Raw genomic sequence first — 25,454 nt, 5'->3', positions numbered from 1 at the left:
TAGAAAATAAACCTCATAAATTAACTGTTCGAACTGCTAATAAATTAAAAATCGATACCATTATACAACTAAATTCGAAAGGTTCAATTCTTCTTCGATTTTTTCTTTCAATAATTTACAATCAATGTATACATCATCGCTTTGCCCTTTGACACTTTTATTAATCTTACCCATATTTCTGCCTATAAAGTAATGATAATCAAGGTTTCTTTTGGAAGCAATATCATAGAAGAAAGTGAAATCAACATATTGGTCCCCAAACAACTCCATGACCGTTGTATTTTCCTCACAAAAAACAAAATTAGTTAGCCCTGCACCACTTAATGATATAATTAAATCAGCATAAGCAAACAGATCAATTTTTTCTTGAAATGACAGTTCACTTAAAACAACCGTTATGATACCATATCCTAAAAGCAATGTGGCTACTTCATCTTCATTAACGATATTTCTGAAAGAAGAATCCTTTCTACTAATAAAAAACTTCCTGCTTGAAAATGCCGGCTTATTCTTTGGAGGAAACTCATTTCTTAGGAATTCTACAATCCAATAAGGAATATGATGACTACCCCTTGAATAACTCGAAGCGATCAACATATCCGCCTTAATATGTGGATAATAAGTACTGTCAATTATTTTTTCTTTAGGTACTCCAAAAGCGATTAAAGAGTCTAATTGATAATCATACTTAATAGTTGGCACATAAAACCAATCAATTTTCTCCATAAACCCCGACTCTTTCAAAATATGTAGCTTAGAAAAAGAATCAACCAACCAGTGAGCATAATTAATATAGGAACCACCTCCAGCAATAGTATGAAAAACTGTACCTTTAAAATGTTTTACTTTATGAAAATACTTCCGCTTAAAAACCCTACTATCTTTAATTGATTGATTTTCTTTCAATAACAAATCCAATGAGACACCTCCTATTATTTTATCCATATCATCAAAAATAGATATTGTCCATAATGAATCAGTAAGTATTCTTCCATTCTTAATTTTGAGTATATACTTTGCAGGCTCTTTCTCCAATAGAGGATAAGTTATGTAACTGGATAAGTCCTTCAACATTACATCAGTAATTTGAATTTCAGAATTCATCTCGGGATAAATTTCCTGATATATTTCCTCTGCCGTAGGATTCTTGCTTATATATTCTTTAATATTTAAATAGCAACCCTTTGGTCTTAATTTATAATTATAATAAACCTGATGATAAAGTACCTTTTTTGTAAAAACCTCTATCTTCCATTTTATATCCTTTAACTTCATAGTATATAAATTTAGCTTGGCAAAAAACGACAAGACTTGAATATCTTATTATCGATAAGAAAATTTATAGTGTAAATTAGAAAGACTTTTTGCTTGACAGTTTTGAATATACTTCTGGGAACAACACTTTTAGATAAGCCTTAATTGCGTAGATAATCCACTTCCATCCCCAAAAATTTTTCCTAAATTTATTATATTCACTCAAGTTTAAACCCTTGGGCGAATGCATTAATTTCCATCGCGTTGATAGGGGGACATTTGAATTGCTCCACCCTGGCTTTTTTGTATCATCAGGGCATATTGCAATATAGGTTTCAGTAGTATAACATTTAAATCCAGCCAATTGGACTCTCAAACCATAATCATAGTCACCCATACCATGAGTGTAATCAGGCGATAAATTTCCTAACTTTAGGTATATTTCATTCGGAATTAACAAAACATTCCCATTTGTATATTTACATTGCTGTAATTTTCCATTTGGAACAACGGGCCCTGATTCATTTCTGCCACCATAAGAAAATTCTTCTAAATATATACTTGTTTGACAAGCACCTGTAAATATTGACGGTCTATCCTCTTGTATTAAAGCTTTACGATAACATTGAAACAGCTCTATTAATGCATATTCTTTTAAAATAGTATCATCATTTAAAAGTAGATAGAAATCATAGTCCCTATTCTCGCTCGCCGTTTGCCAAGCTAAACGCATCCCTTGGTTCCAAAAGAGGCTTCCATCGCCTGAAATGACATGTATTTGAGGAAATTCTTTATTAACAGCTTCTTTTGTCCCATCGGTTGATCCATCGTCCACCAAATACACTTCAAAAACTTGATCATCTGGAAGCTTCGCCTCATACAAAGCTTTCAAACTGGATAAAGTTTTATCACGACGATTATGACAAGTAATCAAAACCGCCATTGTTTTACCTATCATCATCTAAATATTAAATTGATTAATTTTGAATAGAGCATAATTTCTATATGCAACAAGGTATCTCTTCTCAAAAATACTACGTGCCCATAATTTAACTTCCGAATTGTTCATTTGCCTAAAGGATTGAGAGAAACATATACCAACCGTTAACCAAAGAACATAATTATTCAAATCAAATAATGTGTAATCTTCTACCCAACTATATAGCCAACGAAAGGAAACATAAACGCCTATCATTTTGCTGTATATATTGTTTGACCTATATACCGCAATAGATGAAGCTTTATAGAAAACTAGGAAATATAACAAAACTCCTATTATGCCATTCCAAGTAAATATATTTAGTATATTTGCTTCGTTTTGCACCCTTTCGCTTCTTCCCGTTAAACTGTCACTCTTATCTGAAATAAAAAACTGAGTGTCATTTCCGCGTGCAGGACTCCTCCCTAAAATCCAATAATTATGTTTTTCCGCAGAAGTTAATACTTCTTCATATAAAAAGGTTCTTGAGTCTTGTATTAAGGATTGTTTTTCTACAGTACTATCGTCTTTAACCCCTTCAATATACTCATTAACTTTAAATATATTAAAAACACCGGATGTCGCAAGGAAAAAAAAGAACCACGGAGCAATAATAAATATCCATCTTGCTAACTTCATTAATTTTGTCAATGCTGGAATATTTTGGAAATAATAAAACAGCAACAAAATAATTGGAACTCCATACTTAAATATATGGCTCCTGGATGTTAAATCAGCAAGAGTCGCTACAAGTGCAACAGCGATAATAAACACTTTCCATTTTAATTTAAGTGATGGATAAAACAGCGCTAATAAACTTATTGGGAACAAATACCATCCCCAACCATTTAATGACAAGAATGGAATAAAAAATAAGAACAATGGCAATGTATATTTAATGAAAAATGACAATATTGCCTGCACCATTTCTTTATTTGTTGCAGTGTATATAATAATTGGCATCAATAATCCCATCCCCATTTCAATTAAGCTTTTATAATCCCAATAGTTGTCCGCCATGAAAATTCCGCCTCGGATGATACTAAAAAGATTCCACAATAAAAAAAACTTTAATATGCGAATTGATCTTCTGTTTTCAGCCTCAAAAAAAACATAACTCCCCCCCCAGAAAGTCAAAGCAATGAATATATAAAAGACCCAATAAATAGCTGTACTACCAAGTGGGGAATAGGAAAAACGCTGTACCGAAATAATAGAGACAGGTAGAATGGTAAACGGAATTATTTTTAATAAATAACTTTTAAACATTTGTACTTACATGAAAATATACATTCAAATAACTGTTAAGAATAATTATAGTATATAAAATAACTTTACCGATATAGCAAAAAGCAGATATTTGAGTAGATATAAATTTCTGATACAAAATGACTATTGGTAAATGTACCATTCTTCATTTTTTTCATACTAAATCATTTCTTTTTATAAACCCGAGAATATATCTGATATAATTGCTCCCCATTATGAATTTTATTATGACGTTTAGAGGCAACCAACTTACTTTTTTCTGATAGGGAAAGAGCAAGCTCTCTATTCGAGAATATTCTACAAATGCTTGATGCAAGCATTTCAATTTCTTCAAAGCGATATAATAATCCAGTTTCTCCATGCTCTATCATATCTGAATTTCCTCCGACATAAGAAGCGACACAAGGTAAGCCAAGCAATTGCGCTTCAGCAACTGAATTTGGACTATTCTCAATTGCAGATGGACAAACAAATACGTGCGTTCGCAAAAAACGTTCGCAAATTTGGTCTTCAGATAACAGTCCCGTAAAAATGATCTGCTCCGATAAATTCCCCCTCCGTATCAAGTTATTAATATAATTTCCAAATCCATTTATTCTAATTCCCCTATTTGAAAAGAAATTGTGCCCAGCAACATACACCTTTGTATCTGGATAATGTTTTAAAATAATAGGCAGCGCCTTAATTAATTGATGAAAACCTTTAATCGGATATTGTGCTTGACTTATAAAGATACTGTTCCTTTCACAATTATCAATATCCCATTTCTTTTTATAAAATATTGGACGTAAACTTCTGGTTAAATGATGATATGTCGCTTTTGAATTAAGAGCCCAAACATGATCTCTATCCCAAGAAGTACGCCCCATAAAATGATTAACTTGTTCAATTAATAATTTTTCAAAAACACCCCTTTTATACATATTTCTCCATTGAGAGAATATTGTGTCTTTCCGAACAATATCTCTAATAGTAATTGATTTCGTTAGCTCCAACTTATCAATGTTTCCATAATAATAACGCTCATAAACGCTAACTAACCCTTGAATTGAAACGATAACATTCTCAACTCCACAAGCTTTAACATATGAGTAAGAGTGAGTATATTCGGTTCCATGTATATGAACTACATCTGGTTCAAATTCGTCCCTTATCATTTTCCAAAATGAATCTATTTTTTCACCTTTTATGTTTTCTCTTAACTTAGAAGGCAAATTGTAATGAACAACTCCGTTCTTTTCTACTTTTTTATATTCATTCCCACTATAAAAAGACGCCACTGCAAGATTAATATCATCCGTATAATCAAATAATGCAGCTGCATCAGCATATACCCACCCAACAGTAACTGGAGCCTTCAAGCCCAAGTCATGATAAATTTCAGGAAATGGAGTATTCGTTATCCAAAGTAATTTCATAATGTCAATCTTAAACAGGCTTTAAATAAAAAAATTCCAACTTCTATTAAACACTACCATAAAATTAGATTCCGATCTTTCTAAATATTGATTTACTGATAGATACAAAAAGCTGCTTCTCGTTTCTCTGAAAACCAACTAGGAATAAAAATATAAGAAATGATACCATACTCATAACAAATACAAAAACAAGTCGAATAATCCCCGGATTAAAGACAAATAAAGGAATTGATGCAAATAACATTGACAAGGTAGACGTAATCATACACCGACCAACCACATTTAGAAAGAAATCATTAAGTGATAAGCCACATATTGTATAAACAAAATATATTCTAATTAAAAAAAGTCCTAGCACCATAAAAACCAAACATAAATAGATAGTATAAGGTGGTGCCCCAAACTTAAACGCAAAAAAACTTACAGGCAACACTAAAATATAAGCTAATGAATTCCAGTAACTATAGTATCGAATATTACCGGTTGCCTCAATTGCTGTTGGAAACGTGACAGTTAATTGATTCAAAATTAAACGAAAAAGATTCAATCGACAAAAGACAACTGCATACTCAGGAACATCCTTCAGCCACACATCCATAATATATGGCATCTCGATGATCACAGGGATTGCTAAAAAGGCAAGTAAAAAAAAAGATATCTTGTTACCTGTCATAGAAGCCTTCAGCATCTTTACTCGATCATTGCCTCCTTCACTCTTAACAATCACAGGATTTAGTGCTTTCAGCATTGTTTGAGAAAACGCCATCAACTTACCAGTGATTTCATGAGAGACCCCCTGAGCAGCATTGACAATAACACCGAAAAATGAATTTAAAATGATTGAAATACCTTGCATGGTAACAATGCTTGCAGCACTATTTAATAACGCTAGACTTGCAAAACCAGTCATTCTCTTAAATAATAATCTATCAAAGTATTTTCTAATATTTAAATGAGCTTCTTCGTATTTACGATAACAGTATACTTTATTCAAAACAAATAAAAATATCGGTATTATAACCATTAAAATTCCATAAGTAAGTAATTTATCAAATGAGGTAATAGTAATATACAGCGCAACTGCTAACTTAAGTACTGCCTCAATAATACCAATAATAGCAACCCACAACATATTTTCGTGTGCATTGACAATCGCATCATAGGGAACAGATATTATAGTAAAAAAAGTACTTACCAGCATAAGTTGAAAGAGGATCTTTGCAATATTCAACCTGTTCTCTGGAATTTCTAAAATACCTTTAAAAAGAAAATACCCAGCAACTTCTAATACAAAAAGAATAACAAAACCAATAACTATATGCAGTACGGTTGATACATTAAAAATATTTTTTAATTTGCTTTCATTTCCTTCTCCTTGAGCATGAGACATAAACCTCTGCGTTGTTGTAACCATGGCAGCATTTAGGAATGTCAACATTGCAATGGAACCTAATATAACATTATAAATTCCATAATCCTTAGCCCCCAATGCAGCTAATATTAGTCTAGTAATATAAAGTGAGATAAATACGGTAATTGCCATCCGGGCATAGAGAATACCTGTGTTCATTGCCACACGTTTTGCAGCCTCCATAATTAAACTAGTTTTAAATTTTTATTACCAACATTCCAATTCGTCTATTCAACTAAATTCAATTATGCCAAACCAACGCTTTTCGGGAATTCACTTTTAACTTATCAATTTTACTCGGTCCCCTATTTACCAATTTACTCCATTTCCAAATAATTTTTGTTAGCATAATATATGCAATTCCCATTTTATTCAGGTACTTCTTTTTATATAAAAAAATTTCAAAGGCTGAAAAATTATTCAATATTCTGCAATCAAGCTGTGTTAAAAATAAGTTTACTAGGTTGTGGTCATTTTTCTTTAATGCCGCATAAAAATTATGCCTGATTTCATATTTATTGAAAATCGTAAATAATCTATTTTCTTTTTTATATTTAATCCAATTCTTGTAAACAAAATTGATCCTATCTATAACAAATTGGGTACATTCAATCCTTTTAATTGAAAACAATGAAGTATTTTGACCGGCAACACCAATATAATATGTTGATAGAGGAAATCCACAATAAACTACTGTCTCAGTTAGGCCAATTGTGAAAAACAAGGCATAATCTTGGTTTATTCTAAGTTCGGAGGGAAAACCTCCATATCTATCGAACACCTCCTTGTAGACTACAATTGCGCTTGTTTGCGTGAAAACAAGTGGGTCTTCAAAATAATTAACCGGGGTTATTTTACTCATATATTTTTTTGCAATTCGATAAGTCAATCCTGTCTTAGTCTCATGTAATCCAGCACAGCAATACATCCCAGACATTGGATATTTTTCAATTGCTTCTTTCATTTTTTCCAGATAGCCTTCTTTCCAAGTATCGTCTCCATCCAAAAATGCAATATAACTGTACTTTGCCTTTCTAACTCCATAATTCCGAGCTGCACCTGCCCCACTATTTGACTCAAGACTATATACTCTTATTCGTTCATCAATTTTATACTGTTCAACTATCTCAAGACTATTATCGGTAGATGCATCATTCACAATCAAAACTTCAAAAACAGTAAACGATTGTTTAATAACAGAATCAATAGTTCTTGCAATGGTTTGTGCTTTATTATAAAGCGGGATAACTATCGAAAACATATAAACCCATTTTATTCATATTAGTTTTAATCTGCAATGTAAATCAGGATAATTCTTCACCGTGCACAGGCCTATTTCCCTCTCATAAGTTTAATGAAACTATAAATTAATTTTTCTGATATGGAGTTAATGTTCATTTAACTTTCATAACAAAATGCAAAAACGCAATTTGATTAACTTTTCAATGCAACGCAAAAAATGAAGAATTATTAAATGCATTAATATAAAATTCATCACATTTGGTCTGAAATTGAGCATAAAAGTTAACTCAAGCAACGCGAATACTATGTCTATAAATTTCTTTCAATCAAAACTCAATAGATCTATTTTGATTCAGATTCAACAAGTTGCCCTATATATTTAGCATACAGCGTCGGATCCGGTAAGTCAACATCATCAATAGTTATTAAGTCATCCCTTTTTAGCGTTCTTTTTACGACACAGTTCTCTGCCAATCCAACAGGAAGCAAGTTATCGGCCCGGGCTGAGTTGGAGTTATCACAAATACCATAAGTTTTATACCCACCTAAGCCATCAATCTTATCACCAGGCTTCAAATCCTCTTTTGCAACAGATACAACTTCAACTTTCATCCCAAACTCTGCATCAAGAGTAATATCCTTAAAAATAACCAATCGTGCAATTGAACAAACTAACTCGAAAAACAGAAGATGATAAGGTACATAGAAACTGTATAGGGGGCCATCACCAAGTTTACCATATCTCAAATATTTTGCTGATATAGGGTCATCAGTTGTTGCGAAAACAAATACGCCCGGACCAGGTTTTGCCCCAACAACATAATCTACGATTCCACCCAGTTCCCTCAACTCATCCACATCAGGATAAACTCCTGAAGTCATTTCATCAACATGTCCATTAAAATAAGGACCTATCATTCCCCGTTTTGCCACTCCCATATTTGTTGCATTCGCGGTAGTCGCCTGCTCAATGGAAATTTTTGTGCCGTCAGCAAAACTAGTAACCATTTCCGGAGTCATTCCCCATTGTTTTGCGAAAGAAGCTTGAGTAGTTGGATTTCGATACCGATCCTGTAATCCTTTAATATTTCCACATATCAAAGGCTCAAATCCTTTCATTTTAACATGACGAAACAAGTTTTGAGTTACACCCGGTTGATCACCATCTCCCAATGTATACAGTACATTATTTTCGGCAGCTTTTGCTTTCAAGTATGGTCCAAATGTTGCTTCCAATTCTGCATTGAACGAAACAACATGCTTACCATTTTCAAAAGCCTTTATAATATTTTCAAGGGCAAAACTAATTAGCCCAGTCAACTCAACTAAGACTTCTACTTCAGTACATTCAATTAATGCACCAATATCTTTGGTTATTGCTGTATATCCATTTTCAATTGCAATGGCCATTTCACGTGGACTAAAAACTATTTTAGTTTTATGGACTCCAGCTAATTTCAGTGCATCCTGGGCTTTTTCAATTGTCCGATTGTAAACAGCAACAACAATCATTCCTGGAGTATAACGACTTATCTGATTAATTACTCCTTTCCCCATTTCTCCAGCGCCAATGATTCCAACCTTAATCGGGTTATTCTCATCTTGCCTCTTCTGTAAGGCTTTATCAACAATTATCATAATTTATAATTTTAAGGAAGAATGATATTTTTAAAATTAGGATGCATAGTATCCCTGTCAGAAACTACTTCTGCTTCAATAGGCCAATCTATCCCAATTTCTGGATCATCCCATCGAATTCCTCCTTCTGCAGACGGTTTATAAAATTGTGTTACCAAATATGTTACTTCACTATTATCTTTTAAGGTGATAAATCCATGAGCAAACTTCTCAGGAACATACAGCATTCTATGGTTGTCTTCCGTCAATTCGATACCAAACCATCTTTTAAACGTTGGCGAGTCCTGACGAAGATCAATAATCACGTCAAAAATGGCTCCCCGGATGCAACGAACTAACTTTGTCTCTTCATAAGGATTTACCTGATAGTGCATGCCTCTAAGGGTGCCCTTAAATTTATTAAAAGATGTATTCGATTGAACGACATTTCCATTTAAACCTTGTTCTTCCATTTCCTTTTGGCACCATGATCTTCCAAAAAAACCACGTTCATCCGCAATTTTATTAATATCAATGACGTAAACTCCTTCTATTTCTGTCTTGTTAAATATCATTCCCGTTTCTATTTCATTAGTAAAATTTCGCTTCAAATTTTTGGAGTAATTTTATTGAAAAGTTAAATCAGCATAATGGAATATATGACTCACTTAATCGTTCCCCTTCTTCCAAATCTTGAAAAACTTTTAAATTCGGAATTACCGTTACAAACTTACTGTCCCATTCTTTTGTAAATTGTAAACTGTTTACGATTTCATTTTTTAAATTCCAAGCTAAAATAACAATGAAATCAGGTTTAAACTCCTTAATTATATCAGGTGAATAAACGCAAATATGACTTCCTGGCAAATACTTATTTTGTTTATGCGGAGAAGAATCTACTACAAATTTGATGAGATCATCACCTTTGATTCCACAATAATTCAATAATGTATTTCCTTTAGCAGCAGCACCATAACCAATAACTTTTTTCCCTTCAAAATGACATTTCAACAAAAAATTTAAAAAGTCGTCTTTAATTTGATTAACCTTTTCCGTAAAATCTTTATAAAATGCGTCAGTGTCAACTCCAGCATCTGTTTCTTTGCTTATCATTTTCTCAACATTTGACGTAACTGCCTTTGAGTCATCTTCTTTATGTTTCACATAAATACGCAACGATCCACCATGAGTTGGAATTTCTTCAACATCAAACACTTCAAGTCCAAATGATCCAAATATTTTACTGACCGTATAAAAAGAAAAATATGAATAGTGTTCATGGTATATTGTATCGAATTCACAATCCTCTACCAACCGCAATAAATGAGGAAATTCTATTGTTATTATCCCTTTCTGACTAAGTGCTTTTTTTAATCCAATTACGAAATCATTTATATTTGGAACATGCGCCAAAACATTATTTCCAATAATTAAGTCTCCTTTAATGTTATTTGGTATGAAGCGAGTATCAACAAAATCGCTTCCAAAATAATCAACAATAGTATCAATCCCTCTATCGATTGCTACTTTTGCTGTATTTGCTGCAGGATCAACTCCTAGAACATCATATCCTTTGTCTTTAAAATATTGAAGCAAATACCCATCATTTGACGCAATCTCAATAACTTTAGTTTCAGTACTAAATTTAAAGCGACTAATCATCATTTCAACATAACTCTTAGCATGTTCGAGCCAAGTACTAGAGTAAGAAGAAAAATAAGTGTACTCATCATTAAAAATTTTGCTAGAATCTGCGATCGTTCCAACCGAGACCAATCGACAATTGTTACAAACATAAATTTTTAATGGTAAATAGATTTCTGGTTTCTGCAATTGCTTCTTATTTAGCATTGCATTTGAAGGTGGACAATTGATCAAATCAATGAAAACATCCTTCAATTTCATGTTGCAGTGACGGCATTTCATAGATTAATAATTTCTAATTTTTCAGATTAAATCTTAAGCTAACTATCGATCATTTTTTCTTAATAAAGTTGTGGATCAAAATAACTGATCTGCCATTGATCCAAAATTTTCACTTAGGCAATCGATTACGATTTGAGGGGCTGATAACATATATTGAATCCAATTTACTCGAGAATTCAAATTAGCATCTATTTTTTATATTAAACTGCAGTCGTTCATCTGCTATAAACAGTAATGACTAAAACTTCACTAAAAAATACACTAAAATTCTTCAAATCACTTAAAACTAACAAATGAAATTACTCAATAAGTCTTACTCTCTCATTATACTATTTTAATATGTGCCCGTTAATAATCATTTTATAGATGCTTTCTCATTATAATCGAGAATTTGTTTCATCGTAAACTCAAACATATCACTTTCTTCATGATACCGTTTATACCACTCAACGGTTCTTTTAATTGTTTCCTCATACCCCCAAGCAGGGTACCAGTTCAACAAATGGTAAGCTTTATCGATTGTAAGGTTCAGCAAAGATGCTTCATGCACAGATTCAACATCATCATGTGTCCATGATCCTGCTCCCCAATTCTTTAAAATTTCTTCAACTAAAATCTTTACTGGCTTATTTGAAGAAAGGTTAGGACCAAAATTAAAACTATCACAAAACAACTGATTTTCAAACTCCTGTTCGAAAAGTTTTGCTCCTAGGAGCAAATAGCCACCTATTGGTTCAAGTACATGTTGCCAAGGTCTGGTAGCATAGGGATTTCGCACATGAATATTTTCGCCTTTCGATAAGGAACGAATACAATCAGGGACAATTCGATCTTTTGCCCAATCTCCTCCCCCTATAACATTACCTGCCCTCACAGATGCAAGTTGAACTCCATGCGTCTCTATTTTTAATGGATCAAAAAATGAGCGCCTATAAGATGATATTACTAGCTCCGCTGCACCTTTACTTGCAGAATAAGGATCATGCCCTCCCATTGGATCAACTTCCCTGTAACCAAAAAGCCATTCTTTATTTTCATAGCTTTTATCTGATGTAATACAAACAATTTTTGTTCTAATCCCAAGTTCCCGAACTGCCTCTAAAATATTTGCAGTTCCCATAATATTAACATCAAAAGTTTCAAGAGGAATTGAATATGAATCACGAACTAATGGTTGTGCTGCTAAATGAAAAATAATATCAGGTTTTGTATCCTCAATACATTCTTTCACATCACTATAGTTACGCACATCACAAGTATATTGCTTAACTTTCTTTCCAAGCTGTAGCTGTTCATACATCGATGGATTGGTAGGAGGATCAAGTGAGTATCCAGTTATCTTAGCTTCCAGATTCAACAACCACATTGTCATCCAGCTCCCTTTAAATCCAGTATTACCAGTAACTAATACAGATTTACCCTTATATGACAAAAGCCTTTCCAACATATTATCTTAATTATATCACCAAACTTTCCAAGGAGCAGTCCCTGATTCCCATAAATTTTCCAAAACATTCTTATCTCTAAGCGTATCCATTGGCTGCCAGAAATCAGTATGTTTATATGCAAATAAGTTCCCACTAGTAGCTAATTCCTCCAATGGTCCCTTTTCAAAAACTGTTGAATCGCCATCAATCAAATCCAATACTTCTGGCTCTAGAACAAAATATCCACCATTAATCCACGCGGTACCATCAGTATCTCCTTTAGGTTTTTCTTTAAAATAATTAATTTGAGTATTATCTCCATGAAGTGTAAAGACCCCAAAACGACCAGGTTGTCGAACAGATGTCAGGGTTGCATTCTTCCCATGGTTCTTATGAAACATGATTAAATCATCAATATTAATATTACATACTCCATCACCGTAGGTTAAGCAAAACGTTTCGTCGCCAATGTAATCTTTCACCCTTTTAACCCGACCACCTGTCATCGTATTCTCACCGGTATCAACCAGGGTAACCGACCAAGGTTCAGAATTCATATTATGGACTTTCATATTATTTGTCTTCATATCAAACGTTACATCAGCAGTATGAAGAAAATAATTTGAAAAATATTCTTTAATCATGTAACCTTTATAACCACAGCAAATAATAAAGTCATTGATCCCATAATGAGAATAAGTTTTCATGATATGCCAAAGAATTGGTTTTCCTCCAATTTCAACCATCGGTTTTGGACGCACTCCACTTTCCTCACTAATACGGGTTCCAAATCCTCCCGCAAGAATAACAGCTTTCATAATTTAATATTTTTGAATTTTACTCTTTTAGAAGATGTATTCAACCCTTTCCTATACTCCTCAAATCAAACCCAATTTCTGTTAAATTACTTCGGTCTAAAATATTTCGCCCATCAAAAACAAAAGCAGGTTTTAACATTCGGTCATAAATTGTAGTCCAGTCTAACGTCTTAAATTCATCCCATTCAGTTATAACTGCAATGGCATGAGCTTTATCCGAAGCAGAATATGCATCTTCATGCACAAACAATTTTTCAGAAATTGATTCTTCGTTTCCATAACCAGCATAAACCAGATCCTTTATCATTTGATGCTTTGTAACTTTTGGATCGTATACATGAATTTCCGCCTGATCTTGCATTAATTGACCAGAGATATAGATAGCGGCTGACTCTCGAGTATCATTTGTATCCTTCTTAAACGCCCAACCCAAAATGGCTATTTTCTTTCCGGAAACGGTATTAAACAAGGCATCAATTATTTGTTTTGAGAAACGGTGTTTTTGATAATCATTGATTTTAATTACCTGTTCCCAATAATCGGCAACTTCAGGCAATCCAAAATGATGACTTAGATATACCAGATTTAAAATATCCTTCTGAAAACATGAGCCTCCAAAACCAACTGAGGCCTTTAAAAATTTTGAACCAATTCGGGAGTCCGCACCAATTGCACGTGCAATCTCATCAACATCCGCCCCAGTCTTTTCGCACAGTGCTGAGATTGAATTGATCGAAGAAATCCGCTGTGCTAAAAATGCGTTTGCTGTCAATTTTGATAATTCTGAAGACCATAGTTTTGTTTGTACAATACGTTCACGTGGTACCCAGTTTGCATATACTTCTGATAATAATTCGATCGCTTCCAGTCCATCTTCGTCCTGATCGCCACCAATCAGAACCCGATCTGGCTCCAACAAATCTTCAACAGCTGTTCCTTCTGCTAAAAATTCAGGATTCGATAAAACCTGAAATTTCACATCGGAACTATTCGCTTCCAATATCGTTTTTATACTTTGTGCTGTTCGCACAGGTAATGTAGATTTCTCAACAACAATCTTATTTTCCTTCGCTTCATCTGCAATTTGACGAGCGCATAACTCAACATATTTCAAGTCAGCTGCCATTCCTTTTCCGACTCCATATGTTTTAGTTGGAGTATTTACTGATATAAAAATCATCTGCGCATCTGCAATTCCTTTAGACACATCAGTTGAAAAGAATAGATTTTTCCCTCTAGTAGATTTTACGATATCTGCTAAGCCGGGTTCGTATATTGGAAGTTCATCTAAATTATCAGAATTCCAGTCAGCAATCCTCTGGGGATTTACATCAACTACATTTACTCGTATATGTGGGCACTTTTGAGCTATAACTGCCATGGTTGGGCCACCTACATATCCGGCACCAATACAGCAAATTGAAGTAATTTTCTTTCCTAACATTAATTAGTATTGTTTCTTTGGTTTTTTAATTATTTGATTTCTAATCCAATGTTTTAATATCTTTAATTTGGATTTCAGTGTGTACGCAATATCCTAATTCCCTAAATCGAAGTACAATTCTATTTTTACCTCTGATCTCAATGACCTCACCTTTGACTCCCTTAAGTAATCCTGATTTTACTTCCACCTTATCTCCACGTTCCAAATCATCAACAGTCGCTTCAATATTTTGATTAAAGTGTAATAGAAAAAGTTTTAAGTCTTCAATTTGTTTTTCAGGAATTGATGCTGCTTTTCCATTAAATGAAATATAACGCACAGCTCCATCAGTATTTAAAACTTTATAATACTCTTTATTACTAACTTTTACGAATAAATAGCTTCTCAGGAGAGGTTCTTCAATCTTTTTTACTCTATCACTCCATTGTTTATCTTCAACCTTTAACGGTAAATAACATTCAATATTTTGTGATTCAAGTAGCTTATATAATTTCTTTTCGTATCTGGATCTGGTATATACGGCATACCATTGATATTTACTATTTAAAGTCATTTATTCTCCATTGGAAATGAACTGAAAGATTGGAAAATCAAGATACAACCAGTTCAAATAGATTACTTTTTTTTTCAATTATAATATTGCGATTAAAATTACAACATTTTTAAAAAACAAAAAGTAGAATTATCCTTAAACTGAAGTTTAAATATCTACGAAAGAAATTTAGAAATTGGATATCTATCAAATAATCTGAAGAGTTATTTTTGCTGGTTCTTCACAGCTTCGCTCCTTCACTCCCAATAAGGTGTGTGTTCGAAGCACGATAAATCTTGAATACAATAACGAATATCCTACTATTTTTCTTTACTGGCAACTAATAAAAATCTAGATTCTTTTGGCAAAATTGCTTCAGGAAACTGTTTGTCAACATATTGGAGCGTCTTAAGAATTATTGCTTTTTATAAATATCAGTAAAATTACCACCAGCCTAAAAACCCTTATTTTTCAGGTGTTGGGTGATTTCCGCAAGGATAATTTTGAAATGTGTAGATATTAAATATTTCGAAATTGAATTTGGAAAGAACTTTAATCAAAATCAGGACGATTTATTCTTCAATAATTCCCATTTGTTTCATTAAAAAACTCGCATTCATTGTGGAAGTAACACCTTGAATAAGTTTGTAGTCAAATATGAGGCTTTCGTCATTTAATTTGATATCAAAACATAAGTTATTGATGTTTTGAGGATAAGTGCTACTCAACCTTGTCAATTCCAAATCATGAGTTGCAACTACGCCATTGGCTCTTAGATGAATTAACTGTTTTATGAGCTCTCTGGAACCAGATAATTTATCATGAGAATTGGTCCCTTTCAGCATTTCATCAATTAATAAAAATAGCTTTTCACCATTACGAATTCGCTTCAGCATATTTTGGAGGCGAAGCAATTCTGCAAAAAAGTATGACTCGTCTTTATGGAGATTATCGGTCGTACGCATGTTTGAGTAAAGAAATGCTGGTTTAATTGTAAACCAACTTGCACATACACGGCAACCATTTAAAGCCAAAATAAAATTCACCCCCAATGCCCTTAGGAAAGTACTTTTACCTGCCATATTTGCCCCAGTAACAATCGCAATTTTTCCTTCTCCATTCATTCGAAATGAGTTACCAATTCGTTTCTCTGAATTAATAAGTGGATGGGCTAAATCATTAGCGGCATAATGAAATTCATCTTTCTCAAAAGAGGGAATCGTCCATTCCGGATGATTGTGATTCAAATTGCCAAGACTGCAAAGAGCATCCAACTGGGATATTACATCAAAGCATTGATAAAAGAAGTCTTTGTATTTTAACTGCCAGTTGTTTAGCTGATAAACACAAATTAAATCCCAGATAAAAACGAATTCACCAATGAATGCAAAAATGAGATTTGCACGGTAATCAAACCTTGCCATTGTCCTTTTCAAATCAACAAAAACCTCACTTGCCTTTTTTTCACGAGTTAGTAATCTTCCTTTTAACCGAACTAATTCTTCTGACTGAAACCCCTTTTTTTCAATCATTAAGATAAGCTCGAGGTAGCTTTGCAATATTTTTGATTGCTTCCCAAATCTATTATAGTATGAGGAAATTACTTTTCGAAATACAAAAAGGACGAACCCATTAAATAAGAAGGATAACAATGCCACTGACCATGGTACAATTGAAAAAGAAAGTAACAGTAGCAACATAAAATTGACAGCTGGTAAAATGAATACCAGCCATTTCACCAAGTTCCATTTTGTTTTCTCTGTAGATTCGGCAAGTAGTTTCAGTAGTTTAAAATCATCTTCATCGTGTGTTTTTCCTTTCGCTTCATAAAATTGCCGCCATCTAGTATGCTTCGAAAGCTCTTTCAGTGCTTCCTGCCGTTGCTCTAGTCGCTCAATGTCTGTCATTGGATTTGAAAGGTATTCCGCCAATTTTTTCCGTCCAAGTTGAGTTGTCGTGCGATTCAAAAACTGAAAAACAGAATCTTCTCCAAATAAATCCAAATCATTTGAAAATGGATGCTCTCCATCCTTAAAATCATCACCTCCATCAAACTGTGAATATTCCTCAGAAACTGCAAGTAATTCCTTTTGATTAATCTCAATTAGGTTTCCATACAATCTCTTCTGCTTCTCTCTTTCAATGAATTTTTTAATCCAATAAAAGAATAGCACAACAGAAACAACAATGATAGATAATGCAAATGGAGCACCTAACACTTTATAAAAGACAAGAGCTAATATAAAACTCACAAATGCGAGTAATCTCAATACTGATAAAAGTTGAATTCGCTTTTTGATTTCCGCAAACTTCTGCCTATCAGATTCAAGATAATTTTCATATTTCAGAAAAAGTTCACTTTTCATCTTACAACAAATGTATGTGCAGCAAACGGTTCACCACTAATAGCACCATAATAACGACAAATAAAAAGGAAATAATAAGAGAGTAGCTTTCTGCATTTTCCAGTGAAGTTTCGCCTAATCTTGGTTTTCGGTGCAAATAGTATCTGTTTTCCAAATAGCTCAATAAAACGGAAAAAGCATAACCTATGAGACTTCCTACAATTATTCCCATAATGATATCTCCAGGATAATGAAGCCCTAAATAAATTCGTGTATAACTTGCCAGAAGTGCCCAACCAAAAATTAAAATAGAAAAACGATAATTCCTGAATAACCGTGAAGTAAACATCGCTACCGCAAAGGTATTGGTAGCATGAGATGAAAAGAAGCCGTAAAGGCCTCCCCTTTTTAGTACAATGTGAACTAAATCCTGAATTTCCGGATTTTGAGAAGGTCTGAAACGTTGTACTGTTTCTTTAATTAGTACAGATAGTTGATCTCCAATTAAGATTGTTAGAACCAACAAAAGTAAAATAAAGACTGCCTTGGCACGGTATTTCTTAATGATAAACCAAATCAATGAAATATAAAACAACAGCCATACTTCAGTGCGAGTAAATAGCGACATCGCCACGTCCCAAAACGGAGTATGTTTGCTGTTAAAAAAGAAAAATAGACTTTGATCAAGTTGTGCTATAGACTCGAATAAACTCATTATTTACTGTTCAGAATACGCCAGATTTTATCTTTCAACGGCAAAATCCCATGTCCAGTTACCGAAGATATAAAATCATGTGGAATATCATGCAACTCTTTGCTAATTTCCAATTGTAATTCTTCATCCAGGAAATCGGATTTGCTAATAACTAAATACCGTTCTTTATCCAATAATTCAGGGTTGAATTTCTCAAGCTCATTCAACAAAATATGATATTCTTTCCGATGGTCCTTACTATCAGCAGGAACCATGAATAACAGCATAGAGTTTCGTTCGATATGTCGTAAAAACCGAAGTCCTAATCCTTTTCCCTCGTGAGCTCCCTCAATAATTCCTGGAATATCTGCCATAACAAATGATTGATTATCACGATAAGAAACAATTCCTAAATTAGGCACCAAGGTTGTAAAAGGATAATCTGCAATTTTTGGTTTTGCAGCAGATACAACTGATAGTAAGGTTGATTTTCCGGCACTTGGGAATCCAACAAGCCCAACATCGGCTAATATTTTCAATTCAAGGATCTTCCATCCTTCAGCACCCTCTTCACCCGGTTGTGCGTATCTCGGCGTTTGATTTGTCGCCGATTTGAAATGCGTATTTCCAAGTCCACCGCGTCCGCCTTTTGCCAGATAATTTGTTTCGCCATCCTTTGTAATTTCAAAAAGAAATTCTCCGGTTTCACCATCTCGTGCGACTGTACCCAATGGCACTTCAATCATTATATCCTCTCCATCAGCACCAAAGCTACCATGGCCACTACCAGATTCGCCATGTCCGGCAAAAATATGTTTCTTATATCTCAGGTGTAACAAGGTCCACATTTGAGCATTGCCACGAACCATAACATGACCGCCTCGTCCACCATCACCACCATCTGGTCCCCCTTTAGGAACGAACTTTTCACGTCTCAGGTGTGTTGACCCAGGGCCTCCATTTCCCGATCGGCAAAAAATCTTCACGTAATCTACAAAGTTGCTCTCAGCCATGCTTTTTTTTTATTTAAATTAAAGAATAAAGACGAATGCAGCCAGTACATTCGTCTTTATTTCAATGAACAGTCTTTTATAATTTACCAACGGTAGTTTCCAGACGAGATGCAATATCTTCGACAGAGCCCATACCATTAATGCAAAAATGCTTCTTTTGAGCTGTATAATACCTCTTTAAAGGCGATGTTTTCTCATTGTAAACCTGAATTCGGTTTTCAATGATTGATTCATCCTGATCGTCTGATCGACCAGAAGTTTTACCTCGACTTAACAATCGGGCAATCAATTCCTTTTTTTCTACTTCCAGCGATAACATACCAGACACCGGTGTTCCATTCTCCTCTAACAATTTATCTAGTGCTCCTGCTTGCTCAACAGTACGAGGGAATCCGTCAAAAATAAATCCTTTCACCTGTTTATTCGCATCCAATTTGTTTTTTATCATCCCAATCACCACTTCATCAGGAACCAATTCTCCTTTATCCATATTCTTCTTGGCTTCTAATCCAAGTGGCGTTCCTGCAGCAATTTCACTTCTTAACAAATCTCCAGTTGAAAGGTGGATCAACCCAAACTTTTCAATCAGGTATTCAGCTTGTGTGCCTTTACCAGCTCCGGGTGGTCCAAATAAAATAAGATTTAACATGGTTTTTTAATATTGAATTTTGGTTTTTATTCTACGACTTTGTAAATGTCGATCAGATTTCGCCCCCTTCCATCATAATCCAAGCCATACCCAACAATAAAATCATTTGGAATTTCAATTCCTACATAGTCAATCTGAACATCTTTTTCCAACGCGTCAGGTTTTAACAGCATGGTTGCAACAAGTACTTCTGCAGGCTTCTTTGCTTCAATTTGTTTGATTGTATTATCAATCGTAATTCCAGTGTCAATGATATCTTCCAGCACCACAATAGTTCTATTTTCCAGATTTTCATTTAAGCCAATCAACTCTTTTACCTTTCCAGTTGTTGAAGTACCATCATAGGACGCAAGTTTCACAAATGAAATCTCTGCATCCAATAAAGTAATTCGTTTGAAGATTTCGGCAGCAAACATGAAAGAACCGTTTAACACACAAAGAAACAAGGGATTCTTCCCCTCAAGTTTTTCATTCATCTCATCGGCCATCTTTTCGACTACTGACCTGATTTTTTCATACGAGATGAATAATTCAAACTCCTTATCTAATACTTTAATATTCCCCATTCTATTAATTTTGATGTATTATTTATGAAGAGGTAAGTTTTAATATCTGTTTAATTTGGGCTATTTTAGCCTAGAATTTTAAAAGCACAAAGTAACAAAAAATAATTGCTCAACTGAAAAATTAATATTAAAAGATGAAGGCAAAAGTTAGTATCATTATGGGAAGCACCTCGGATCTTGGGGTTATGGAGGGTGCTGCTAAAATATTGGATCAATTTGAAATTCCTTTCGAAATAAATGCTTTATCGGCACATCGGACACCTGCCGAAGTTGAAACCTTTGCAAAAGGTGCTAAGGATCGAGGAATTGAAGTAATTATCGCAGGCGCTGGTATGGCAGCACATTTACCTGGAGTAATTGCTGCAATGACCACACTTCCAGTTATTGGCGTACCGATTAAAGCTAGTTTGGATGGATGGGATGCCATGCTTGCAATTTTACAAATGCCTCCGGGGATTCCAGTTGCAACAGTTGCGATTAATGGATCGATGAATGCTGCAATATTAGCCGTGCAAATGATGGCTCTCGGCAAACCTGAATTACAGGAGAAACTGGTTCAGTTTAAAGAAGACTTGAAAAAGAAAATCGTTAAGGCAAATCAGGATCTTTCCGAGGTAAAATTCAAATTTAAAACAAATTAGTTTTTTGTTAACTAAAAATACTGTAATTTTAAACTGCTTGTTGCTTAAGGGTGTATAATTAAATACACCTTTTTGCTATGCAGAATAAAATAATCACCCTATTCGCGTTTCTTATTAGCTTTAGTTTAAACTTAAAGGCGCAACAACCTATTGAGAATTGGCAGGACCAAATCCTTGATTTCATAGAATCAACTTATTCAGGAGATGAAAATCTGGATGTTGAACAATTGATTGAAGATTTGCAGCGACTTGCAGAAAACCCCTTGAATATTAACAATTGTAGTTTTTATGATCTTAAACAATTAAGTCTGCTAAGTCCAATTCAAATTCAAAACCTTTTATCGTATCGAAAGAATTATGGGAAAATCCTATCTGCCTATGAGTTGATTGCAGTTGATGGATTCGAACCAACTTTAATAAAAGTAATCCAACCATTTATTTATTTTGGTGATTCCCAACAAGATTCCATTAAATCCTATTCTAAGCAGGAGATCATTTTAAGGGCAACCCAATTAGTAGAAAAACAAAAGGGATTTAAAGAACCTAAAAAATATGAAGGTAGTCCTTTGAAGTTTTATACCAGATACCGTTATTCAACTCAACAAATTAATTTCGGATTAACGGCAGAAAAAGATGCCGGGGAGTCATTCCTTCAATCTTCCAACAAAACTGGTTTTGATTATTTCAGTGGTTATGCCAGTTATAATTCCAGAAATAATGAAAATCAAATTATAGTTGGGGATTACAGATTACAGTTTGGTCAAGGGTTGGTCGCATGGCAAGGTTTTTCTTTGGGTAAATCTTCAGAAGTAACCCAAGGAGCCAAGTTCAACCAGGGAATAAAACCGTATACTTCTACCAATGAAAACATGTATATGAGAGGTATAACAAGCCTATTAACACTCGGAAAATTCAAATTCACTCCATTCTTTTCAATTAAAAATTTCGATGCAAATATTGATAGTGTAAATCAACAGGCAATTTTTACATCTTTCCAAACCAGTGGTTTGCATCGGACACAAAGTGAAATAGCTGATAAGAATTCGGTACAAGAACGATCAATAGGTTCCTATCTAACTTTCAGTGGACATAATTACACCATTGGAATTACTGCATTAAACACAAAATACAATCTTCCTCTTGATCGTCGCGATGCAGAGTACAACCAATTTTTGTTTGAAGGGAAACAACTTTCAAATTTCTCCATAGATTATCAAGTTGGCTTTAATCGATATTTTCATTTTGCCGAATTTGCAACCAGCTCTACCAAAGGAATGGCAATAATTACAGGAATACTAGCCAAACCCATTGACAAAATAGAAACCTCCATAATATACCGGAATATTGGGAAAAGATACAATGCGCCATATGCAATGGCTTTTACAGAAGGCAGCAAAATAAATGACGAAGAAGGTATATATATTGGCATGAAACTATTCCCTGCTCCAAAAATTAGTCTTGTGCTTTATGCCGACTATTTCAAACACCGATCGATTAAATACACGACGATTGCTCCCTCAAAAGGAAGCGAATACCTTTTCCAAGTCAATTATCAATTAAATAGAAAATGGGAAACATACGTCAGATATTTCTACGAAATAAAACCAGTAAAAGCAACTGTTGACGGTGAAAAGATCAACCTAAATCAAACCAGGCAAAAACTTCGAATACATGTTTCTGGAGACCTTTCAAACCGGTTCTTTCTAAGAAGTCGTTTCGAATTATCGAGATACGCACATGATCACCATTCAAAAGGCTTCCTGCTATTCCAGGATATCGGATTTCAATCCGAAAAACTGAATTCAAAATGGTGGTTGCGGTTGAGCTACTTTAATACTGATGATTACGATGCTAGAATCTACACCTACGAAAATGACTTACTTTATCAGTTCGCCATACCTGCCTTTTACAACGAAGGAGTCCGTTCATACCTAAATGGAAAAGTTAAAATTTGTGAAAAAACTGAGATTTGGATAAAGGCTTCAAGAACTTGGTTCTTTGATGTAGAAAGCATTGGAAGCAGTTACAGCCAAATTGATGGAAATAAAAGAACTGAGTTGAAAATACAACTTAGGCACAGGTTTTAAGCATCATTTTGTATCTTTGCCGCCAATTAATATGGAATGGGGGCAAAAATGAGTTTTGATGACATTAGACCGTACGAAGATCATGAAGTCAATCAATACGTTAATGTATTGCTAAATGACGAAATCTTCCAACAGGTTTTGTTCTTTATTTTTCAGGACGAAAAGAAGCTTAAAGAAGTCAAATACATGCTCAGTGGTATAAAAACCATTGAAGAGCTGCAGATGGGTTTTATGTATCCATTAATCAAAGAATGGATTATTGGTAAAACCACCAGTGGTGTTTCATACAGTGGACTTGATAAGCTGGACAAAAATGAAAGCTATTTATTTATTTCCAATCACAGAGACATTATTCTGGATTCAGCAATCCTCAATTATATTATTGTAAATGCTGGCATGAATACAACAGAAATTGCCATTGGAAACAACCTGTTAATTTACGACTGGATTTTGCACACTGTTAAGCTGAATAGAGCTTTCGTTGTAAAACGTAATCTTCCTGCCAGGGAATTGTTATTAGCTTCTAAAAACCTTTCAAAATACATTAGAAAAGCAATTACAGAACGAAAACGTTCCGTTTGGATTGCCCAGCGAGAAGGCCGCACTAAAGATGGCTTTGATCAAACTCAGCAAGCATTACTGAAAATGCTTAATCTGAGTAATGAAAAAGGTTATGCGGAAGGATTCCGTGAATTAAAAATAGTACCTCTATCAATAAGCTACGAAAGGGAACCGTGTGGAATTTCAAAAGTTGAAGAATTATACAAACGGGAAAGCGAAGGGTTTGAGAAAACTCAGGAGGATGATCTCAAGAGTATGGCTTTTGGATTAACCAGACCTAAAGGGCGGGTTCATTTTTCATTTGGAAAACCAATTGATGCTCCTTTAGATGAGTTTGCATCTTCGGAAAACCAGAATGAAAGCATACAAAGACTTGCTGAATATATTGATGAGCGCATATACAAGAACTATAAACTTTGGCCAAACAATCTACTTGCAGCGGATCTCCAAAACGGATCGAATGAACATCGAGAAAAAATAGACGAAGCAACCCGGGCGAAATTTGATGAATTACTTACTGATTTGGTTAAAACAATTGGAGTTGGAGATGCCCAAAGGCAACAAGAACTATTTATTGAAATGTATGCAAATCCAGTGTTAAATGCTGAACGAATCCGAGAATTAAAATAATTCACAACCATAGTACAACCAGAAAGGGACTTTGTTAGTCCCTTTTTTATTTTCTTTTTTTTATAATACGGAATGGCATCCATTTTGTGGCTTGATTTGTTGTATTCTTAAAAAGAAAGGAGTTGGTTATGAAACGAATAGCAATTGTCATCAGTTTACTCATCGGTATTTTTTGGATAGCTGAAGCGCAAGATAAACAAGTTAAAGCAGATGAAATAAAACAACTCATCGAAAGCCAGCAATTTAAATTTACTGCTCGATCCGCAAATCCGCTCATAGGAGGAAGAATTGATCTCACTTCTACTTACGATTTCACAGTCGATAGCATGAAAGTTGAAGCATGGTTACCTTATTATGGAAGAGCCTACCGTATAGACTATGGCAGCACGAACGGCGGCATCAAATTCAAAGAAACGGCAGAATCTATTGACATAAGTTTGAATAAAAAGGAAAATGCCTACAAAGTCAAAATTGTAGTGGATACTAAAAACGATTATTATCAAATCTATTTGGAAGTGGGACTAGCTGGATATGGAATTTTAAACATCTCGTCAAATAATCGACAATCAATTTCCTTTTATGGCATTATTGAACCACTTGATTAGTTACTCATTCAGTTACAACAGAGCAACTAAAAATCGTAAAAACGAAAGATTTCATATTCACTACAAAAAGTGTAGTTTGGATTCAATCATGCCTACTAATCCTCCTACTTAATGTGTGTTTCATACATATTCAAAAGTATAGAGAGTGTTGTCTGTTCTAATATATTTCTACGAATACTACAAAGTATCAATAAAATATATAGAATTAAGAGCTTTTGAGCTAACAATTTTAACCTTGGTAAAAAAAGGAAATAAAAAACCCTGTGCTCTGGAGAACACAGGGTTTGGAAAGATTGGCGACGACCTACTCTCCCACATTTCTGCAG

At 34.2% G+C, this 25,454-nt stretch carries 22 protein-coding genes; 4 read left to right on the top strand and 18 right to left on the bottom strand.

The window, feature by feature from the left end; genetic code table 11:
- Positions 1–60: 60 nt before the first annotated feature.
- The 18 genes from ACUNWD_RS17725 to ACUNWD_RS17640 all read right to left on the bottom strand — a co-directional run bounded on the left by ACUNWD_RS17725 (position 61) and on the right by ACUNWD_RS17640 (position 20,604).
- The gene (locus tag ACUNWD_RS17725; protein WP_445589190.1) at positions 61–1,275 is read right to left on the bottom strand and encodes a glycosyltransferase family 61 protein; all 1,215 of its coding nucleotides are present in this window, start codon (positions 1,273–1,275) and stop codon (positions 61–63) included.
- A gap of 76 nt (positions 1,276–1,351) precedes the next feature.
- A complete protein-coding gene (locus tag ACUNWD_RS17720) occupies positions 1,352–2,215 on the bottom strand; it encodes a glycosyltransferase family 2 protein (protein WP_445589189.1) in 864 nt (287 codons plus the stop codon).
- On the bottom strand, positions 2,216–3,502 hold the full coding sequence (locus tag ACUNWD_RS17715; RefSeq protein WP_445589188.1) for a hypothetical protein: 1,287 nt from the start codon (positions 3,500–3,502) through the stop codon (positions 2,216–2,218).
- A 164-nt stretch (positions 3,503–3,666) separates the two neighbouring features.
- On the bottom strand, positions 3,667–4,920 hold the full coding sequence (locus tag ACUNWD_RS17710) for a glycosyltransferase family 4 protein (protein WP_445589187.1): 1,254 nt from the start codon (positions 4,918–4,920) through the stop codon (positions 3,667–3,669).
- 64 nt (positions 4,921–4,984) lie between these two features.
- On the bottom strand, positions 4,985–6,514 hold the full coding sequence (locus ACUNWD_RS17705; protein ID WP_445589186.1) for an MATE family efflux transporter: 1,530 nt from the start codon (positions 6,512–6,514) through the stop codon (positions 4,985–4,987).
- A 58-nt stretch (positions 6,515–6,572) separates the two neighbouring features.
- Positions 6,573–7,592 carry a glycosyltransferase family 2 protein gene (locus tag ACUNWD_RS17700; RefSeq protein ID WP_445589185.1) on the bottom strand — a complete coding sequence of 340 codons (1,020 nt, stop codon included), beginning with the start codon at positions 7,590–7,592 and terminating at the stop codon, positions 6,573–6,575.
- A 323-nt stretch (positions 7,593–7,915) separates the two neighbouring features.
- On the bottom strand, positions 7,916–9,211 hold the full coding sequence (locus tag ACUNWD_RS17695) for an NAD(P)H-dependent oxidoreductase (RefSeq protein ID WP_445589184.1): 1,296 nt from the start codon (positions 9,209–9,211) through the stop codon (positions 7,916–7,918).
- An 11-nt stretch (positions 9,212–9,222) separates the two neighbouring features.
- The gene (gene rfbC, locus ACUNWD_RS17690) at positions 9,223–9,765 is read right to left on the bottom strand and encodes a dTDP-4-dehydrorhamnose 3,5-epimerase (RefSeq protein WP_445589183.1); all 543 of its coding nucleotides are present in this window, start codon (positions 9,763–9,765) and stop codon (positions 9,223–9,225) included.
- A gap of 67 nt (positions 9,766–9,832) precedes the next feature.
- On the bottom strand, positions 9,833–11,116 hold the full coding sequence (locus tag ACUNWD_RS17685) for a methyltransferase domain-containing protein (protein ID WP_445589182.1): 1,284 nt from the start codon (positions 11,114–11,116) through the stop codon (positions 9,833–9,835).
- Positions 11,117–11,471: 355 nt separating this feature from the next.
- Positions 11,472–12,563, bottom strand: a complete 1,092-nt coding sequence (gene rfbG / locus ACUNWD_RS17680; RefSeq protein ID WP_445589181.1) for a CDP-glucose 4,6-dehydratase — start codon at positions 12,561–12,563, stop codon at positions 11,472–11,474.
- A 15-nt stretch (positions 12,564–12,578) separates the two neighbouring features.
- Entirely contained in the window at positions 12,579–13,361 is a 783-nt protein-coding gene (gene rfbF / locus ACUNWD_RS17675) for a glucose-1-phosphate cytidylyltransferase (protein ID WP_445589180.1), read from the bottom strand.
- Between the two features lie 40 nt (positions 13,362–13,401).
- Positions 13,402–14,805, bottom strand: coding sequence for a UDP-glucose 6-dehydrogenase (locus ACUNWD_RS17670; RefSeq protein ID WP_445589179.1), 1,404 nt, complete (start codon positions 14,803–14,805; stop codon positions 13,402–13,404).
- Positions 14,806–14,845: 40 nt separating this feature from the next.
- Entirely contained in the window at positions 14,846–15,358 is a 513-nt protein-coding gene (locus tag ACUNWD_RS17665; protein WP_445589178.1) for a UpxY family transcription antiterminator, read from the bottom strand.
- A gap of 551 nt (positions 15,359–15,909) precedes the next feature.
- Positions 15,910–17,703 carry a MutS-related protein gene (locus tag ACUNWD_RS17660; RefSeq protein WP_445589177.1) on the bottom strand — a complete coding sequence of 598 codons (1,794 nt, stop codon included), beginning with the start codon at positions 17,701–17,703 and terminating at the stop codon, positions 15,910–15,912.
- Position 17,704: 1 nt separating this feature from the next.
- The gene (locus ACUNWD_RS17655) at positions 17,705–18,397 is read right to left on the bottom strand and encodes a phosphatase PAP2 family protein (protein ID WP_445589176.1); all 693 of its coding nucleotides are present in this window, start codon (positions 18,395–18,397) and stop codon (positions 17,705–17,707) included.
- A complete protein-coding gene (gene obgE, locus ACUNWD_RS17650) occupies positions 18,397–19,389 on the bottom strand; it encodes a GTPase ObgE (protein ID WP_445589175.1) in 993 nt (330 codons plus the stop codon). Before obgE ends, ACUNWD_RS17655 begins: the two co-directional genes overlap by 1 nt.
- A gap of 76 nt (positions 19,390–19,465) precedes the next feature.
- Entirely contained in the window at positions 19,466–20,038 is a 573-nt protein-coding gene (locus ACUNWD_RS17645; protein WP_445589174.1) for an adenylate kinase, read from the bottom strand.
- A gap of 26 nt (positions 20,039–20,064) precedes the next feature.
- Positions 20,065–20,604, bottom strand: a complete 540-nt coding sequence (locus ACUNWD_RS17640; protein WP_445589173.1) for a phosphoribosyltransferase — start codon at positions 20,602–20,604, stop codon at positions 20,065–20,067.
- 134 nt (positions 20,605–20,738) lie between these two features.
- On the opposite strand from ACUNWD_RS17640, the gene purE reads away from it, so the two are divergent.
- The 4 genes from purE (at position 20,739) to ACUNWD_RS17620 (ending at position 25,128) form a co-directional block, all read left to right on the top strand.
- The gene (gene purE, locus ACUNWD_RS17635; protein WP_445589172.1) at positions 20,739–21,245 is read left to right on the top strand and encodes a 5-(carboxyamino)imidazole ribonucleotide mutase; all 507 of its coding nucleotides are present in this window, start codon (positions 20,739–20,741) and stop codon (positions 21,243–21,245) included.
- Between the two features lie 77 nt (positions 21,246–21,322).
- Positions 21,323–23,332: a helix-hairpin-helix domain-containing protein gene (locus tag ACUNWD_RS17630; RefSeq protein WP_445589171.1), complete on the top strand. Its 2,010-nt coding sequence runs from the start codon at positions 21,323–21,325 to the stop codon at positions 23,330–23,332.
- 36 nt (positions 23,333–23,368) lie between these two features.
- On the top strand, positions 23,369–24,523 hold the full coding sequence (locus ACUNWD_RS17625) for a 1-acyl-sn-glycerol-3-phosphate acyltransferase (protein ID WP_445589170.1): 1,155 nt from the start codon (positions 23,369–23,371) through the stop codon (positions 24,521–24,523).
- A 128-nt stretch (positions 24,524–24,651) separates the two neighbouring features.
- Positions 24,652–25,128 carry a DUF4251 domain-containing protein gene (locus ACUNWD_RS17620; RefSeq protein WP_445589169.1) on the top strand — a complete coding sequence of 159 codons (477 nt, stop codon included), beginning with the start codon at positions 24,652–24,654 and terminating at the stop codon, positions 25,126–25,128.
- Positions 25,129–25,454: the final 326 nt, after the last annotated feature.

It is taken from the genome of Sunxiuqinia sp. A32 (assembly GCF_052690465.1).
Note: the sequence above shows the minus strand (reverse complement) of the source record. Positions and strands in the feature narration are given on the sequence as shown.

Bases quoted from the DNA above. Each gene is read 5' to 3' on its own strand.
- ACUNWD_RS17625 (WP_445589170.1), top strand. From the start codon at position 23,369: ATGGGGGCAAAAATGAGTTTTGATGACATTAGACCGTACGAAGATCAT.
- purE (WP_445589172.1), top strand. From the start codon at position 20,739: ATGAAGGCAAAAGTTAGTATCATTATGGGAAGCACCTCGGATCTTGGG.
- rfbC (WP_445589183.1), bottom strand. From the start codon at position 9,765: ATGATATTTAACAAGACAGAAATAGAAGGAGTTTACGTCATTGATATT.
- obgE (WP_445589175.1), bottom strand. From the start codon at position 19,389: ATGGCTGAGAGCAACTTTGTAGATTACGTGAAGATTTTTTGCCGATCG.
- ACUNWD_RS17640 (WP_445589173.1), bottom strand. From the start codon at position 20,604: ATGGGGAATATTAAAGTATTAGATAAGGAGTTTGAATTATTCATCTCG.
- ACUNWD_RS17620 (WP_445589169.1), top strand. From the start codon at position 24,652: ATGAAACGAATAGCAATTGTCATCAGTTTACTCATCGGTATTTTTTGG.
- ACUNWD_RS17720 (WP_445589189.1), bottom strand. From the start codon at position 2,215: ATGATGATAGGTAAAACAATGGCGGTTTTGATTACTTGTCATAATCGT.
- rfbF (WP_445589180.1), bottom strand. From the start codon at position 13,361: ATGAAAGCTGTTATTCTTGCGGGAGGATTTGGAACCCGTATTAGTGAG.
- rfbG (WP_445589181.1), bottom strand. From the start codon at position 12,563: ATGTTGGAAAGGCTTTTGTCATATAAGGGTAAATCTGTATTAGTTACT.
- ACUNWD_RS17660 (WP_445589177.1), bottom strand. From the start codon at position 17,703: ATGAAAAGTGAACTTTTTCTGAAATATGAAAATTATCTTGAATCTGAT.
- ACUNWD_RS17705 (WP_445589186.1), bottom strand. From the start codon at position 6,514: ATGGAGGCTGCAAAACGTGTGGCAATGAACACAGGTATTCTCTATGCC.
- ACUNWD_RS17700 (WP_445589185.1), bottom strand. From the start codon at position 7,592: ATGTTTTCGATAGTTATCCCGCTTTATAATAAAGCACAAACCATTGCA.
- ACUNWD_RS17695 (WP_445589184.1), bottom strand. From the start codon at position 9,211: ATGATAATTGTTGATAAAGCCTTACAGAAGAGGCAAGATGAGAATAAC.
- ACUNWD_RS17665 (WP_445589178.1), bottom strand. From the start codon at position 15,358: ATGACTTTAAATAGTAAATATCAATGGTATGCCGTATATACCAGATCC.
- ACUNWD_RS17670 (WP_445589179.1), bottom strand. From the start codon at position 14,805: ATGTTAGGAAAGAAAATTACTTCAATTTGCTGTATTGGTGCCGGATAT.
- ACUNWD_RS17725 (WP_445589190.1), bottom strand. From the start codon at position 1,275: ATGAAGTTAAAGGATATAAAATGGAAGATAGAGGTTTTTACAAAAAAG.
- ACUNWD_RS17645 (WP_445589174.1), bottom strand. From the start codon at position 20,038: ATGTTAAATCTTATTTTATTTGGACCACCCGGAGCTGGTAAAGGCACA.
- ACUNWD_RS17630 (WP_445589171.1), top strand. From the start codon at position 21,323: ATGCAGAATAAAATAATCACCCTATTCGCGTTTCTTATTAGCTTTAGT.
- ACUNWD_RS17715 (WP_445589188.1), bottom strand. From the start codon at position 3,502: ATGTTTAAAAGTTATTTATTAAAAATAATTCCGTTTACCATTCTACCT.
- ACUNWD_RS17655 (WP_445589176.1), bottom strand. From the start codon at position 18,397: ATGAGTTTATTCGAGTCTATAGCACAACTTGATCAAAGTCTATTTTTC.
- ACUNWD_RS17685 (WP_445589182.1), bottom strand. From the start codon at position 11,116: ATGAAATGCCGTCACTGCAACATGAAATTGAAGGATGTTTTCATTGAT.
- ACUNWD_RS17710 (WP_445589187.1), bottom strand. From the start codon at position 4,920: ATGAAATTACTTTGGATAACGAATACTCCATTTCCTGAAATTTATCAT.